This window comes from Streptomyces sp. NPDC002888 (assembly GCF_042888465.1).
Classification (GTDB): domain Bacteria; phylum Actinomycetota; class Actinomycetes; order Streptomycetales; family Streptomycetaceae; genus Streptomyces.
The window spans coordinates 1-13,291 of record NZ_JBIAPU010000043.1; the positions used below are offsets into that span (position 1 = coordinate 1).

13 protein-coding genes and 1 pseudogene are annotated in these 13,291 nt (G+C 67.7%); 3 read left to right on the forward strand and 11 right to left on the reverse strand.

The features are described from left to right. Positions 1-252: 252 nt before the first annotated feature. The 6 genes and pseudogenes from ACFYWX_RS44000 to ACFYWX_RS44025 all read right to left on the reverse strand — a co-directional run bounded on the left by ACFYWX_RS44000 (position 253) and on the right by ACFYWX_RS44025 (position 5,732). Positions 253-843 carry a TetR/AcrR family transcriptional regulator gene (locus ACFYWX_RS44000; protein ID WP_389431060.1) on the reverse strand — a complete coding sequence of 197 codons (591 nt, stop codon included), beginning with the start codon at positions 841-843 and terminating at the stop codon, positions 253-255. A 422-nt stretch (positions 844-1,265) separates the two neighbouring features. Beyond that, positions 1,266-2,081, reverse strand: a complete 816-nt coding sequence (locus tag ACFYWX_RS44005) for an oxidoreductase (RefSeq protein ID WP_389430986.1) — start codon at positions 2,079-2,081, stop codon at positions 1,266-1,268. A gap of 184 nt (positions 2,082-2,265) precedes the next feature. Beyond that, positions 2,266-2,476, reverse strand: a pseudogene (locus ACFYWX_RS44010) (SDR family NAD(P)-dependent oxidoreductase); the annotation flags it as partial. A 508-nt stretch (positions 2,477-2,984) separates the two neighbouring features. Further along, positions 2,985-3,404 (reverse strand): ester cyclase, encoded by a 420-nt coding sequence (locus tag ACFYWX_RS44015; protein ID WP_389430987.1) that lies wholly within the window; start codon positions 3,402-3,404, stop codon positions 2,985-2,987. Positions 3,405-3,557: 153 nt separating this feature from the next. Then, a complete protein-coding gene (locus ACFYWX_RS44020) occupies positions 3,558-4,622 on the reverse strand; it encodes an alkene reductase (protein ID WP_389430989.1) in 1,065 nt (354 codons plus the stop codon). Between the two features lie 318 nt (positions 4,623-4,940). Then, positions 4,941-5,732 (reverse strand): SDR family NAD(P)-dependent oxidoreductase, encoded by a 792-nt coding sequence (locus ACFYWX_RS44025; protein WP_389430991.1) that lies wholly within the window; start codon positions 5,730-5,732, stop codon positions 4,941-4,943. 259 nt (positions 5,733-5,991) lie between these two features. Between ACFYWX_RS44025 and ACFYWX_RS44030 the strand changes: the two genes are divergently transcribed. Then, positions 5,992-6,588, forward strand: a complete 597-nt coding sequence (locus ACFYWX_RS44030; protein ID WP_389430992.1) for a TetR/AcrR family transcriptional regulator — start codon at positions 5,992-5,994, stop codon at positions 6,586-6,588. Between the two features lie 189 nt (positions 6,589-6,777). Here ACFYWX_RS44030 and ACFYWX_RS44035 read toward each other — a convergent pair whose 3' ends face one another. Beyond that, positions 6,778-7,380, reverse strand: coding sequence for a TetR/AcrR family transcriptional regulator (locus ACFYWX_RS44035; RefSeq protein ID WP_389430994.1), 603 nt, complete (start codon positions 7,378-7,380; stop codon positions 6,778-6,780). A gap of 168 nt (positions 7,381-7,548) precedes the next feature. On the opposite strand from ACFYWX_RS44035, the gene ACFYWX_RS44040 reads away from it, so the two are divergent. Next, positions 7,549-8,262: an SDR family oxidoreductase gene (locus ACFYWX_RS44040; protein ID WP_389430995.1), complete on the forward strand. Its 714-nt coding sequence runs from the start codon at positions 7,549-7,551 to the stop codon at positions 8,260-8,262. 543 nt (positions 8,263-8,805) lie between these two features. Here the strand turns inward: ACFYWX_RS44040 and ACFYWX_RS44045 are convergent. The 4 genes from ACFYWX_RS44045 to ACFYWX_RS44060 all read right to left on the reverse strand — a co-directional run bounded on the left by ACFYWX_RS44045 (position 8,806) and on the right by ACFYWX_RS44060 (position 12,518). Further along, entirely contained in the window at positions 8,806-9,639 is an 834-nt protein-coding gene (locus ACFYWX_RS44045; RefSeq protein ID WP_389430997.1) for an enoyl-CoA hydratase/isomerase family protein, read from the reverse strand. 120 nt (positions 9,640-9,759) lie between these two features. Continuing rightward, on the reverse strand, positions 9,760-10,566 hold the full coding sequence (locus ACFYWX_RS44050) for a strictosidine synthase (protein WP_389430998.1): 807 nt from the start codon (positions 10,564-10,566) through the stop codon (positions 9,760-9,762). 33 nt (positions 10,567-10,599) lie between these two features. After that, positions 10,600-11,466 (reverse strand): alpha/beta fold hydrolase, encoded by an 867-nt coding sequence (locus ACFYWX_RS44055; RefSeq protein ID WP_389430999.1) that lies wholly within the window; start codon positions 11,464-11,466, stop codon positions 10,600-10,602. A gap of 56 nt (positions 11,467-11,522) precedes the next feature. After that, complete coding sequence (locus tag ACFYWX_RS44060) at positions 11,523-12,518, reverse strand: NADP-dependent oxidoreductase (RefSeq protein WP_389431001.1); 996 nt, start codon at positions 12,516-12,518, stop codon at positions 11,523-11,525. A gap of 148 nt (positions 12,519-12,666) precedes the next feature. On the opposite strand from ACFYWX_RS44060, the gene ACFYWX_RS44065 reads away from it, so the two are divergent. Continuing rightward, entirely contained in the window at positions 12,667-13,290 is a 624-nt protein-coding gene (locus ACFYWX_RS44065; RefSeq protein ID WP_389431002.1) for a TetR/AcrR family transcriptional regulator, read from the forward strand. The last annotated feature ends 1 nt before the right edge of the window (position 13,291 follow it).

Consider the following 13,291-nt stretch of genomic DNA (forward strand, 5'->3'; position numbering starts at 1 on the left):
CGCTCGAACAGCTCCCACATCTCATCCGGCACCAGGCGCTCAACGATCCCCACGAAGACACACTATCTACCGGACCAAATGAGACGACCTCTTAAGCGAACCCGTGCGCCGGTGAGGGACTGGTGGCCATCCCGATACGGGTTGCGTACTGATGTTGACCTTCGAGTCGGCTCGAAGGTCTACCGCGGATGTCGAGGGCGCCGCCGCCCTTGTTCGACCGGACCAGCTTCTGATCAGTACGCGGATGGCGTCTCAGTTGTGCTGCTCGGCATCCAGCAGTGCGAGGGCGCTGCGCATGCCCTGTTCGAGGAGTTGGTCGGCGAGCTGCCGGTCGGTCAGGGCACGGGAGAGCTGCAGTGTCCCGGCCATCATGCCGAGGAGGCCAAGTGCCCGCAGACGTGCCGAAGGTGGATCGTGGGGTGCCAGGCGGGCGGCGAAGCCGTCAATGAGGACCAGCGCGCCGTCGGTGTAGGCCTGCCGGGTGAGATCCGTGGAGCGTGCGATCTCGTCGAGCAGGGCGGCGTTGGGGCAACCGTCCTCAATATTGTCGCGCTGCTCGGGGGAGAAGTACCAGCGGACGATCTGTTCGAGTCCGGCACGGCCGGGCGCCGCCTGCGCGACGATGTTCTCGTGCTGGGCGCGCATCTGGTCGGCGACCGCGGTGGCCACGAGGTGGTCCTTGGAGGCGAAGTAGGCGTAGAAGGTGCCGTTGGTCAGGCCCGCGTCCTTCATGAGCGTGGCGACGCCGGAGCCGTCGATGCCGTCTTGCTTGAGCCGGCGACCGGCCGTTTCGATGATCCGCTGCCGTGTCTCCTGCTTGTGTTCTTTCGTGTACCGCACGATGTGTTCCTCCTGGGAACCGGGGCTTATGCCCCGGCTGCTGCTGGTCGGGTCAGTGTGCCGCGCCGGCGAGGAGAGCGGGGAAGTTGATCCTGGCGGTCTGCAGTTTCGGGTCGTGGGGCTCGGGGACGCCGCCGTAGGAAACGACGCCCTTGAGGCCGGACCGGGAGGGCAGGGCGGGAGGCGGCGGTGTTTCTTGCAGATCTGCTTGTCGAACGTTCCGGCGGGGACGAGGCGGCGGGCCGTGGTGACGCGTGAGGCCAGCAGGCCGGCGGTGTAGCGCGGCTTCGGCTTCTTATCGGTGGTCGCGGTGACGATCGTTCTGGTGACGACGGCGGGGTCATCGCCGTCCTTCACCGGCGCCATCACCTCGTCGAAGACACGCCGCCGCTTTCGGACGGGTTCGGGTATGCGAAAGGTGAGCGTCAGTTCGGCATCCGGTTGAATCTGCGGACGATGCGGTCGAAGATCCGGGCCGGAAGGATGCGGTGGAGCACGCTGATGCTTGCGGCCGTCGAGCCGGCGGTGCGCCGCAGTTTCGGGTTCCGGTCGGTGGCTGCCGCGACGATCACCTTGGCCACGGTGGCGGGATCGTCGCCGCCGCTGGTGTTTTTCGCCAGCACCTCGTCGAAGGTGCGCCGTCCCGACGCGTAGAGCGGCAATGGGGTGTCGCCCTGCACGCTGTGGTCCCCGAACGGGGTGTTGATCGGGCCGGGCTCGACGAGCAGGATCCGGACGCCGTGCTCGCGGACCTCGTGGTCCAGCGATCCGGAGTAGCCCTCGATCGCGTGCTTGGTCGAGGTGTAGATGGCCATGAACGGGCTGGGGACGAACCCGCTGAGGGAGGAGACGTTGATGACGCGTCCGCGCCGTTGAGCGCGCATGTGCGGCAGAACCGCCTTGGTCATCCGCATGATGCCGTAGACGTTGATGTCGAAGACGTCCTGCGTCCGGGCGACGGAGAACTCCTCGGCAGCGCCGTTGGCGCCGACGCCGGCGTTGTTGACCAGGACGTCGATGCGCCCGAACCGGTCGATCACCTGCTTGACCAGGGAGGCGACCGAATCGTCGCTGGTCACGTCGAGGTCGAGGTAGGTCACCCCGGCGGGCGCGGTGACCCGCGCGGTGTTGCGAGCGGTTCCGATCACCTCGAAGCCCGCCGCGGCGAAGGCACGGGCCGTCTCCTTGCCGATGCCCGATGAGGCACCCGTCACGAGCGCCACCGGTTGGGTTGTCGCCATCGCGGTCTCCCTTGATTTTGGAGTACGTCCGTATGTCGTACGTTCGTATGTCTTACGTTCGTACGACAATAGAGTGGTCGCCGGTCGATGGCAAGTGGTCGCGTCCGGTGATTCGAGAAGGAGCCGGGAAGCGTGGGGTGCGGTATGGGAAAGATCGCGAGCGGGCGGCGAGTCGATGTCGGCGGTTGATGATGCGCCCGCTTCCCTGGGCGCGCATGTGCGGGAGAACGGCCTTGGTCAGTCACACCTAAGACGTCGATGTTGAAGAGGCGCTGGGCCTGCGCGAGAGAGTTTTCCTCGTCGGCGCCCGAGGAGCCGATGTCCGCGTTGTTGACCAGGACGTTGATCCGCCCGAACCGCTCGACCGCGGCAGCGACCGAATCGTCGCTGCCCACGTCAGATGGTCCGGCCCTTTCGCGAGCGGCGTGCTGTCCTGGAGGATCTCTTCGCCCGCGAAGGGCTCGGTGCCCCGTTCACGCTGTGCCCGAACACGACCGACCGCGCCACGGCACAGGACTGGTTGGACCCCGCCTGGGGCGGAGTCGGGATCGAAGGTGTCGTTGCGAATTCCCTATGGAATCGGCGTGTTGAAGCCGATCTGGCAGGGTCGCCTGATGAGTAAGTGGCGTGTGTTCTGGGTTCCCAAGACGGTGCCGAGCGTGTCGCCACAAGGGCCCGTGTTGGAGAGGTGGGCAGGTCTGGCGGAGCGCGAAGAGGCGACCGGTATCCGACCCGATGATCCGATTCTGCTTTCGCCGGACTACCGGGTCGACGAGCTCCTCAGCCTGCACACGCGCAGTAGTCCGTTCCGGGGCTACACGAGGGAGACGAAGCGGAACTACATCACGGACGTCTGCCTGTTCCTCAACTTCCTGTGGCTGCGTGGGAGGGTCTGGACTCAGCTCAGGACTGCAATTGGGCGAAGAGCGTCGCCAGGTCGATGAGGCCCCAGTGCTCGGCGAGCTTCCCGTCTGCCACCTTGAACATGCGGAGCTCCAGCACCTTGATCGATCGGCCGGTGGCGGGAGTGCCGTTGAAGGGCCCGGTGTTCGTGCCGGTGAGGATGAAGCTGATCGCGAACCAATCTTCCTCGGCGACGACACGGACCGGCGTGGCGGCGAAGTCGGGGACCGCGTCGAGGAACGACGCCAGCACCGCGCGGGTCTCCTCGAGGCCGGTGGCGGTGCCGTCGGCGCCGTGGTTGCGGAAGTCCGGCGCGTACAGGGCGAACAGGGCGTCGAGGTCACGCAGGTTGACGAGCTTGACGTACTCATCGGCGAGCCGGTGCAATTCGGCGGTGGATTCGACGTTCGAGGAAGACATGTGCTTCTCCAATGTGGATGGACGGAGCGGCTCCGCCCCGGTGATGGACTGTGGAATCGGGTCGAACTGGCGGGTTGGACGAGCAGGGTCTGGCGATGGCGCCGGGCAGCAGCTGCTTCTTCTCGCGAAGGCGAGGCGCCCGGCCGGCGTTTGTCAGGCGATGTGGGTGGGGTAGTCGGTGTAGCCGGCCTCCCCGCCGCCGTAGACGGTGGCGGGGTCGGGGGTGTTCAGCGGCGCGCCGGTGCGTATGCGCTCGACCAGGTCGGGGTTGGCGAGGGCCATCGTGCCGACGGTGACGACGTCGGCGATGCCGTCTTCGATGTCCTTGGCGCGGGTGGCGATGTCGGTGCCGGCCCGGTTGAGGACCAGCGTGTTCGGCCACAGCTTGCGGAGGGTGTGCAGGAGTTCGTCGTCGCCGCTGTGGTTTCCGATGTGCAGGTAGGCGAGGTCGAGGGGGGCGAGAGCGCGTACCAGTGCCGGGTACAGGTCGTGGGTGTCGCTCTCCGCGATGTCGTTGAACGGGTTGCCGGGGGAGATGCGCAGGCCGGTGCGGCTGGCGCCGATCTCGTCGGCCACGGCGGTGGCGATCTCGACGACGAAGCGGATGCGGTTGTCGACGGAGCCGCCGTAGCGGTCGGTGCGCTGGTTGGTGTTGGTGGCGAGGAACTGGTGCACGAGGTAGCCGTTGGCGCCGTGGATCTCGACGCCGTCGGCGCCGGCCGCGATGGCGGCCGCCGCGGCGCGCCGGAAGTCGTCGACCGTGGTGGCGACCTCCTCGGTGGACAGCTCGCGCGGTACCAACATCTCCTGTGGGCCGGACAGAGTGAACATCTCGCCCGCAGGCTGGACCGGGGAGGGGGCGACCGGCTGCCGGTGGTGGGGAGTGTTGTCGGGGTGGGACATCCGTCCGGCGTGCATGAGCTGGATGACGATGCGTCCGTCGGCCTTGTGTACGGCATCGGTGACCTTGCGCCAGCCGGCGATGTGCTCCTCGGAGTAGATGCCGGGGGTGAGCAGGTAGCCCTGTCCGTCGGCGTTGGGCTGGGTGCCCTCGGTGATGATGAGGGCCTGCGAGGCGCGCTGGGCGTAGTACTCGGCGTTCAGCTCGGTCGGTACGCCGTTGGGGGTGGACCGGTTGCGCGTCATGGGGGCCATCGCAAGCCGGTGCGGCAGGGAGATCTCCCCGACGGTCGTGGGGTTCCACAGGGCGTTCGACATGGATGTTTCCTCAAATGAAGGGTGAGAGAGAGTGGCGGGGTGGCGGGTTGCCGGAAGTAGCGTGTACGCGGTGAGTGGCCTGATGGGGCCGGGGCCTTCCACCATGGAAGGCAGCTGCGCGGAGGGGCAGTCGACGGGGCGGACGGGCTTGCCGCACGCATGACCGCCGCCACTGCGGTGCCAGGCCCCGGCTGTTTGGGTGGGCGAGGGGAAGATCGCGTGTCGGTCTTCCCCCACGCCGCATGACGCATCGGCCTTGTGCGGCAGCGGTCGTGCCGTTGTCACAGAGGGACTCCCGCACCGGAGTCGGAGCGGTGGTCAGCCGCGGTAGCGATCGGCCGGGACCCGCAGCGACAGGTTCGGGATGAGCGTCTGACGTGCCTTCTCGAACGACTCCCAGTCGCTGATGTCCGGCAGCGACAAGATGGTGACGGGCTCCCCGGCGTCGAGGCCGGCGAGCGCCGCGTCGACGGCGTCGTCCACGTTCATGACGATCTCGTCGGGAAACGTCTCGAGGTCGACGCCGGAGCCGTCCCAGAGCTCCGTGCGGACGGCGCCCGGCAGGACGGCCTGCACCGTGACGGGGCTCTCGGCGAGTTCCTGCTGCAGGGCCTGGGTGAATGTCAGCACGTAGCTCTTGGTGCCGCTGTAGACGGCGCTGACGGGCAGGATGTTGAGAGCCATGGCAGAGGAGATGTTCACGACGGTGCCGCGTCCGCGGGCCGTCAGGCCCGGCAGGACCGCGATGGTCAGCCTGGTCAGCGAGGTCACATTGAGGTTGATCAGCGCCTCGTAGGCCGCCGCGTCGGAACCTGTCATCGGTGTGAGCAGCGCACCGCCGGCGTTGTTGACCAGCAGCTCGATGCTCTCGTCGGTCCGCAGACGCTCCTCGACCACGGAGATCTGCGCCGCATCGGTGAGGTCGGCGGTGACGACGTCCACCGCGCGGCCGGTGCGGCTGCGGATGTCCGACGCCAGCGATTCCAGCCGCGCGGCGTTCCGGGCCACCAGGATCAGGTCGTAACCCCGGTCGGCAAGCCGCTGCGCGTAGGCGGCACCCAGGCCGGCGGACGCGCCGGTGACGACGGCGGTCTTGTTCTGCGTGGTCATGGGGTGGATCTCATTTCTGGTCCGGCGGATGAGTGGGGGCCAGAACGTCGCCCCGTCTTAGATTACGATAAGTATCTAAAGCCCGGCCAGTCAATGGCTTCGATCGCCACCCGCCCGCGACCGGAGACCGAAGCGGGCCCACAAGCCCCTCACCTTGCGGCAGCGAGAAAGAGTCGTACGGGAGGAGGCTCTGCGGCCGACCGCCCGGCGCTTCGCGTACGATAGATGCACTTAACTATCTAACGTGAGCAGGTGACTGATGAGCCGCGTTTCGCAGGCACAAGCGATCGAAAACCGAAGGCGCGCGGTTGCCGCGGCCTCCCAGCTCTTCCGGGAACGCGGCGTGAACGGCATCAGCGTCGCCGATCTGATGAAGTCCATCGGGCTGACCACGGGCGGCTTCTACAAGCAGTTCCCCTCCAAGGAGGCCCTGGTGGCCGAGTCGGCTCAAGCCGCTTTCGGGGACCTCGACCTACTCCTGGCGTCGTTCGACACGGCGCACGGCGATCACGACACCGCGCGCGGCGCCCTCATCGACTTCTACCTGTCACCCGAGCACCGTGACCAGCCCGGCACCGGTTGCCCCACCGCAGGATTCGCAGGGGACATGGCTCGCGAGCCCACAGCCGGAGAGGTACGCGAAACGTACGCGGCCGGAGTCCAGGAATTCGCCGCGTGGATGTCCACCGACGCCAACGACGGCCTCCCCATGGTGGCCACCCTGGTCGGTGCGATCCTGCTCGCCCGCGCCACAGCGGGCACAGAACTGTCGGAGAAGATCCTGGAATCGAACCACAAAGCCCTGACCGCACCACACGGGCCTCGACCCGGAATCCTGGGGACAGGGACTGTGTGACGGGGACTCGACGCCATGTCCGAAATTCCAGCAGCACGCGGTGGCGGTAGCCCTCGGGCCGCCCGCCCCACCCCTCCGGCCATGTCGGAATGGGCAGCAACGGCCGGATGACCTGCCATTTAGGGATTCGGGCCATGACGCAGCCGAGGACCACCCGGATGGTCGCCTGGGCCTGAGGCCGGCCGCGCTTCAGCGAGGCAGCAGGACGTCAACCTGCCCCCGGATGTCTTGCACGATCTCCTCGACGCTCAAGGCGATGTTCACGCTCGCCGCCGTGCTGAGGAACATCACGGCGGACACGATGTGTGCCAGCGTCGCGGCGTCGCCTTCTGTGACCCGCTCGTCTCGGCGCAGCACGGCGGCGATGGCCTCCTCGGTCTGCGCGACGATGGCGAGTGCCGCGCTGTGCCGGGGCTCCTCGGGGTCGCCGAAGACCATCTCTCGCAGGTAGGTGCGTCCGTTGTCGATCTGGGTGCGGTTGCACTCGACGATCGGCCGGACGATCGCCAGCACCGCGTCCAGCACGCCTGGGACGGTCTCGGCGTCCGCCCGGCCCTGCTCGAGTGCTTCGGCGTACTTGGCGTTCTGCACGAGCAGGAGGAGTTCGCCCTTGGTCTTGGCATAGAGGAACAGGGTCCCGGTGCCGATGTCGGCCTTGTCGGCGATCTGCTGGGTCGTGACCTCGTCGACGCCGTGTTCGGCGAACAGTTCACTGGCGGCAGCGACGATGCGGTCGAGTTTTTCCTGCTTGTTCCGCTCGCGCCGTCCGACCGACTGGGGGGCGACAGGCATGGCGGTGTCCTCCAGGAATAGATTCTGACTGTACTCAGTTATGATGGCAGTCATTACCGCGTGGGCTCGAATGTGGCTCCGCTCATTCTTCCACGGCGGGGCGAGGAGTCATTGCTCCATCCGTGCACTGCCACGCACGTCACATCCCCTTGGAAAGAAGGAACACCAATGCCCTCTCTCGATGGAGCAGTCGTCCTCGTCACAGGCGCCAATGGCGGTATCGGCACCCACTTCGTCCACGAGGCCCTGGCTCGCGGCGCCGCCAAGGTCTACGCCACCGCCCGTTCCCCTCGCGCCTGGGACGATGACCGCATCGTCCCCCTGACTCTTGACGTCACCGACCGCGCGTCGATCGACGCGGCCGTCGCCGCTGCGGCGGACGTCACCGTGCTCGTCAACAACGCGGGCGCCATCCCGCCGAGCGCGAGCCTGCTGGACGTCACCGAGGCGGACATCCGGGCGAACATGGAGACGAACTTCTTCGGACCAGTCTTCCTCGCCCGCGCCTTCGCACCGGTCCTCGCCGCCAAGCAGAGGTCGACCCTCATCGACGTGCACTCCGTTGCCAGCTGGTATGCCTTCGGCGGCGTCTACAGCGCGTCCAAGGCCGCACTGTGGTCGGCCACCAACTCGCTGCGCATCGAGTTCGCACCCATGGGCGTCCACGTGACGGGTGTGCACATGGGCTACGTCGACACCGGTATGGCCGCGCACGCCGACGGACCCAAGATGCCGCCGACGCAGCTGGTGACGACGGTCTACGACGCCGTCGAGGCCGGCGAATACGAGGTCCTGGCCGACGAGTTGACCAAGGGGGTCAAGGCGGCTCTGAGCGGCCCGGTCGAGGCGCTTTACCCGGACCTGCACAGCACGAACGCCTGACATTTTTTCCTCGGTCCCGACGTGACCTCTTCACGTCGGGACCCCGTGATCCATGGCGTTCGAACAGTTGGCCGGCCGGTGTCGAGAAGGGGTGCACCGTCGAGGCCGTCGAGCCGTGGATGACATCGGCGGTCGATCCGGCAGCAGCCCGATCAGCAGCGGGGCACCGCCGTGGTGACAGGCCATCGCGGCTGTCGGGCCACGGGCTCAGTGGTGCCATGCATCGTGAGTTCGGCCCGGTTGGTGTCGGTGAAGCTCGGTCAGGCCATGCTCGGCGCGCACTCGTCCTCGCATCATCCGGTGTAGTTCGTCCAGCGACCGCCAGGGCACTTCCCCCGACACCACTCGCAGCAGTGTCGGCGGGTACGGCTGTGCCACTGGGTGGTGAGTCCTGGCCAATCGGCCCGTGGCTCGGAGAGGGCGCCGACGCGTTCGAATTCGCCCGCGATGCTGGTACGCCGGTCGACCACGGTGCCGCGGGCCCCGCGACAAGCGAGGACAGCCGCGGCATCTGCTGCGTCCGTGCTCGCATTTTGATGGGTGTCAGCGTTGCCGGTTGGCGATGCCGATGTAGTGCCCGAGCCGGTACTCGAAGTCGATGCCGGCCTGTTCGACGACGGCCTGCGTGCCGGCGGCGCGGGTGAGGAACCCGGGGAGGGTGAGGGATCGGGTGAACTCGCCGTACGCGGCGACCAGGTCCGCGTCCGGGGGCAAGGATGCCCGGTTGATCTGGGCTTTGGCTGAGGCGAGTGAGGTGCGGTCGAAGGAGGCGAGCCGGGCGACGACTGTGCCGACGAAGGAGTCGAGTTCGCTGTCGGGGAGGGCGCGGGTGATCCAGCCCCAGCGTTCGGCGGTGTCGGCGTCGTAGTCGTCGCTGGTGCGGATGGCTTCCAGGGCTCGGTCGCGCCCGATGGCGCGGGGCAGGCGTTCGGTGCCGCCACCGCCGGGCAGCAGTCCGCTGCCGACCTCGGGCTGCCCGAAGATCGCCTTCTCGCGGCTGGCGTAGCGCAGATCGCGGGCGAGGGCGAGCTCGTTCCCGCCGCCACGGGTGCGTCCACGGATGGCCGCGATGGTGATGTACGGCGCTCTGGAGAGTTCCAGGACCAGATTCGTCCATGCCGGCGCCGCGTCCGGGCCCTCGGGGGCGGGGAAGTCGGCGGCGGCGGCCAGGTCGAAGTGGTTGTAGAAGAAGTCGGGGGTGGCGCTGTCGAACAGCACGACCTGGATGTCCGGGTCGGTGGCCAGTTCAGCGACGATCTCGATGAGGCGCAGGACTGTCTCGCCGGCGATGAGGTTGACGGGCGGGTTGGCGAAGGTGATCTTCGCGATCTGCGGTGAGGTGCGCTCGTAGTGGATGGTGCTCTGCTGCTCGCTCATGGCTGGCTCCAGATGCGTGAGGGGTATCAGACGGCGGCGGGGCGCGAGGAGGGCCAGGAAGCCTGGGGCGGATGGATTCCTGAGTAGATCCGGCGGTCCCGCTTCCCGTCTGCGCGCCGCTCACTCCTGGTAGCGCGGGAGGATGGCGCCGTTCTTGACGTAGGTGAGGGTGGCGGTGACGTTGTAGGCGTGGATCGCGGAGACTTGCGGTGCCAGCCGGTTGGACAGGTCGTCGATCACGTTGCCGGTGAAGAAGGCGTCCCGTGCCGCGGTGTCGGTGAACCCGAGGCTGAGCGAGGCGTGGAAGTGCTGGTCGTGGGGGTTGTCGTGGGCGACGTGCGGGGTGTCCCAGAGCTTTTTGCTCCAGGGGAGGAAAGTCTGCGTGCGCAGCTCCTTCAGCATTCCGGTGCCGGCGAGCGCGGGTGCGAGCTGCTCGTTGACGAACTTCCGGAAGGCGCCGGCGCCGACCCCGTCTCTGCGGCGCAGGTAGATCAGCGCGCGGGCGCCGACCTTCTCGCCCGGGCCTGCGACGTCGTACCACCGAGAGGAGTTCGGCGGGCCGGCGTAGAGCAGGGTGCGGCGGAACACGTTGATCTCGTCGGCGTAAGCCAGCTTCGTCTGCTTGCGCCCTTTCAGGGGTGCGAGCGCCGATTGGAAGGTGACTTCCGCGACGCCGTCGATCTTCCGGTCGGTGGGGATCGCGGTCTGGACCCCGTCGATGGCCGGCCACAGGCCCGTGTTGTGCTCGGCGAGGTGGATCTGCCGGTACTCCTCCAGGCCCGGGGTGGCGGAGATGATCCCGGAGTGCGGGCCCTTCCAGTGGTCCATGCCGGTCTGGCGGGGCTGATCGGTCCGCACCCACAGCAGGATCGAGGAGGTGAGAGGCTTCTTCGCTTCCAGGGGCGCGGCGCCCGGTGACGTGCTCATGATGTTTCCCTTGTCTTCCTGGTCAGGCGGTGGTCATCGGGCCAGGAACTCGACCGCCACGGGGGCGAACTCCTGGTGGTACTGGAAGATGCCGCCGTGCCCGGAGTCGGGGTAGATGATCACCTCGCTGCCCTTGATGCGCCGGTGCAGGTCCTCCGACAGGACCGAGGGCACCATGCGGTCGTTGTCGCCGTTGGCGATCAGGGTGGGCTGCGTGATCGTCGACAGGTCGTCGGGGGTGGAGCGTCCCCACTTCTTGATCGCCTTCAGCTGCGTCTGGAACGCCTTGACCTTGATGTCCGCGTCGCGGTCGGCGGTGCGCTCCTTGAGCCGGTTGACGAACGCGCGCGCGGCGGGCTTCCCCGTGGCGTTGCGGTTGAAGAACAGGAACTCCTTGGGGTCCGAGCGGGTCAAGGTGGCGCGCAGGATGTCCCAGTAGGTGGTTCCGGCGACCTTGTCGATGTCCTTGCCGCCCTTGGGGCCGGTGCCGGTGAGGACAAGCTTGCGGATGAGCTCGGGGTGCTTCACCACCAGGGCCTGGGCGACCATGCCGCCGAGGGAGAAGGAGAAGACGTCGATCTTGTCGTACCCGAGCGCCTTGATGAAGGTGTAGGCGTCGTCGGCCATCGCCTCGACGCTGTCCGGCACCTGGCCGGTGGACGCTCCGACACCGCGGTTGTCGAAGGCGATGACGTGACGGCCCTTCGCGACGGGGTCAACGATGCGGGGGTCCCAGTTGTCCAGGGTCGCGGCGAGGTGGACGAAGAAGACGACGGGGATACCGCCCTTCGGGCCCAGCTCGCGGTAGGCGTAGGTGACGCCACCGGCACTGACGGTGCGGGCCGGGGCCTTCGCATAGGAAGTGATGACGGCTTCGTCAGGGGTGTCGGTGCTGCTCATGACGAATTCTCCTTGCGTGCTGTGTGTTTCGTGTCGCCCGTCGCGGTTGCGGCGGGTCAGCTGTTGCCGATGACGGCCTTGCCGCGGATGCCACCCTGAGACAGGGACTGCAGCGCCTGGGGGGTCTGGTCGAAGGCGACCACCTTTCCCACGACCGGACGCACCACGCCCTCGTCGATGAGGGTGGTGATCTGGCGGAGCTGGTCGCCGCTGGCGCGCATGAGCAGGAACTCGTACGTCACGCCGAGCTTCTTCGCCTGCCTGCGGATCTTGCCGCTCAGGCCTGCGACCGCCAGGCGCAACAGCGGGTTCAGGCCGGCCTCGCGGGCGAACGCGGGGTCCGGGGGACCAGCGATCCCGATGGCCTTACCGCCGGGCTTGAGCACCCGCAGGGACTTCTCGAGGGTCTCCCCACCGATGCCGTCCAACACCAGGTCGTAGCCGGTCAGGAGCTGCTCGAAGTCCTGGGTGCGGTAATCGATCACCGTGTCCGCGCCGAGCGCGCGCACGAAGTGCGCATTGGAACCGCTGGCGGTCGTGGCGACGCTCGCACCGAGGTGCGCGGCGAGCTGGATCGCGATCGAACCGACCCCGCCGGCGCCGGCGTGGATGAGAACCTTCTGCCCGGGCCGCACCCTCCCGCGCTCCACCAGCGCCTGCCACGCCGTGAGCGCCACCAGCGGCAGCGAGCCCGCCTCTTCCATGCTGATCGAGGCGGGCTTGAGCGCCAGGTCGCCCTCCGCTACGGCGATGCGCTCGGCGAACGTGCCGATGCGGTCCTGGTCGGGCCGGCCGTAGACCTCGTCTCCGGGCTTGAAGCCGCGAACCGCCGTCCCGACGCTGATGACGGTGCCCGCGACGTCGTTGCCCAGGATCAGCGGCAGCTTGTACGGCAGGATCTGCTTGAACTCACCGGCGCGGATCTTCTCATCCAGCGGGTTCAGCCCGGCAGCCTCCACCCGCACCAGCACGTCGTGCTCCCCCACGGTGGGCTCGGGGACCTCCACCTCCTGCAGCGGCTCCTTGTACTTGGTGACGACGAACGCTCTCATGGGGCGTCTCTCCTTGCCTTCATCCTATTTATCCAGGTCTGAGACCAGGTGGGCCAATTCAGCGCGACTTCCGGAGTCTCGCCCCACTCGGCCAACCCGAGTACACTCAACTATGAGTGCACTCAGAATTATTGTCAAGGGAGGTCCCATGGGGCGCGGTCACCTGCCGATCGGGCGCCGCGAGCGGGCCAAACAGGCCAAGCGCGAGCGCATCATGACCGCGGCCCGCGAACTGTTCGCCGAACACGGCGTCAGCAGGGTCACGACGCAGCAGATCGCCCACCGGGCCGACGTCGCGATCGGCACCCTCTACCTGTACGCGTCCACGAAGGCCGAGCTGCTGATCATGGTGCAGAACGAGAAGTTCGCCACCGCCATCGACGACGGCCTCGCCGCCGCGAACGCCACCGTCGGACAGGGCGCACTGGAGCCGGTCGCCGCTCTCATCCGTCCCGTCGTGGAGTGCCTGAGGGAGCACACCGAGAACGGCCGCACATACCTGCACGAACTCGTCTTCGGCGACCCGGTCGAGCCCTACCGGCAAGCGGGCCTGGCCCTTGCCGGCCGCCTCGAGGACGGCATCACCGGCCTGCTCACCCGCGACGAGCACATCGACGCCGCCGACGCGGCAACGCTGGCGCGGGTGATCACCGCGATCATCCACATCAGCACCACCGCCACCGTGTACCTGCACCGCAGCGACGAAGCCGTCCTCGCCGACATCCGCGACCAGATCCAGGCCACCCTGGCGCCCCACCACCGCGCGGCATGAC

Excerpts from the sequence above, each read along its gene's own strand:
- ACFYWX_RS44030 (WP_389430992.1), top strand. The coding sequence starts at position 5,992 with ATGAGCCGCGTTTCGCAGGCACAAGCGATCGAAAACCGAAGGCGCGCG.
- ACFYWX_RS44020 (WP_389430989.1), bottom strand. The coding sequence starts at position 4,622 with ATGTCGAACGCCCTGTGGAACCCCACGACCGTCGGGGAGATCTCCCTG.
- ACFYWX_RS44015 (WP_389430987.1), bottom strand. The coding sequence starts at position 3,404 with ATGTCTTCCTCGAACGTCGAATCCACCGCCGAATTGCACCGGCTCGCC.
- ACFYWX_RS44060 (WP_389431001.1), bottom strand. The coding sequence starts at position 12,518 with ATGAGAGCGTTCGTCGTCACCAAGTACAAGGAGCCGCTGCAGGAGGTG.
- ACFYWX_RS44065 (WP_389431002.1), top strand. The coding sequence starts at position 12,667 with ATGGGGCGCGGTCACCTGCCGATCGGGCGCCGCGAGCGGGCCAAACAG.
- ACFYWX_RS44045 (WP_389430997.1), bottom strand. The coding sequence starts at position 9,639 with ATGAGCGAGCAGCAGAGCACCATCCACTACGAGCGCACCTCACCGCAG.
- ACFYWX_RS44025 (WP_389430991.1), bottom strand. The coding sequence starts at position 5,732 with ATGACCACGCAGAACAAGACCGCCGTCGTCACCGGCGCGTCCGCCGGC.
- ACFYWX_RS44035 (WP_389430994.1), bottom strand. The coding sequence starts at position 7,380 with ATGCCTGTCGCCCCCCAGTCGGTCGGACGGCGCGAGCGGAACAAGCAG.
- ACFYWX_RS44040 (WP_389430995.1), top strand. The coding sequence starts at position 7,549 with ATGCCCTCTCTCGATGGAGCAGTCGTCCTCGTCACAGGCGCCAATGGC.
- ACFYWX_RS44050 (WP_389430998.1), bottom strand. The coding sequence starts at position 10,566 with ATGAGCACGTCACCGGGCGCCGCGCCCCTGGAAGCGAAGAAGCCTCTC.
- ACFYWX_RS44005 (WP_389430986.1), bottom strand. The coding sequence starts at position 2,081 with ATGGCGACAACCCAACCGGTGGCGCTCGTGACGGGTGCCTCATCGGGC.
- ACFYWX_RS44055 (WP_389430999.1), bottom strand. The coding sequence starts at position 11,466 with ATGAGCAGCACCGACACCCCTGACGAAGCCGTCATCACTTCCTATGCG.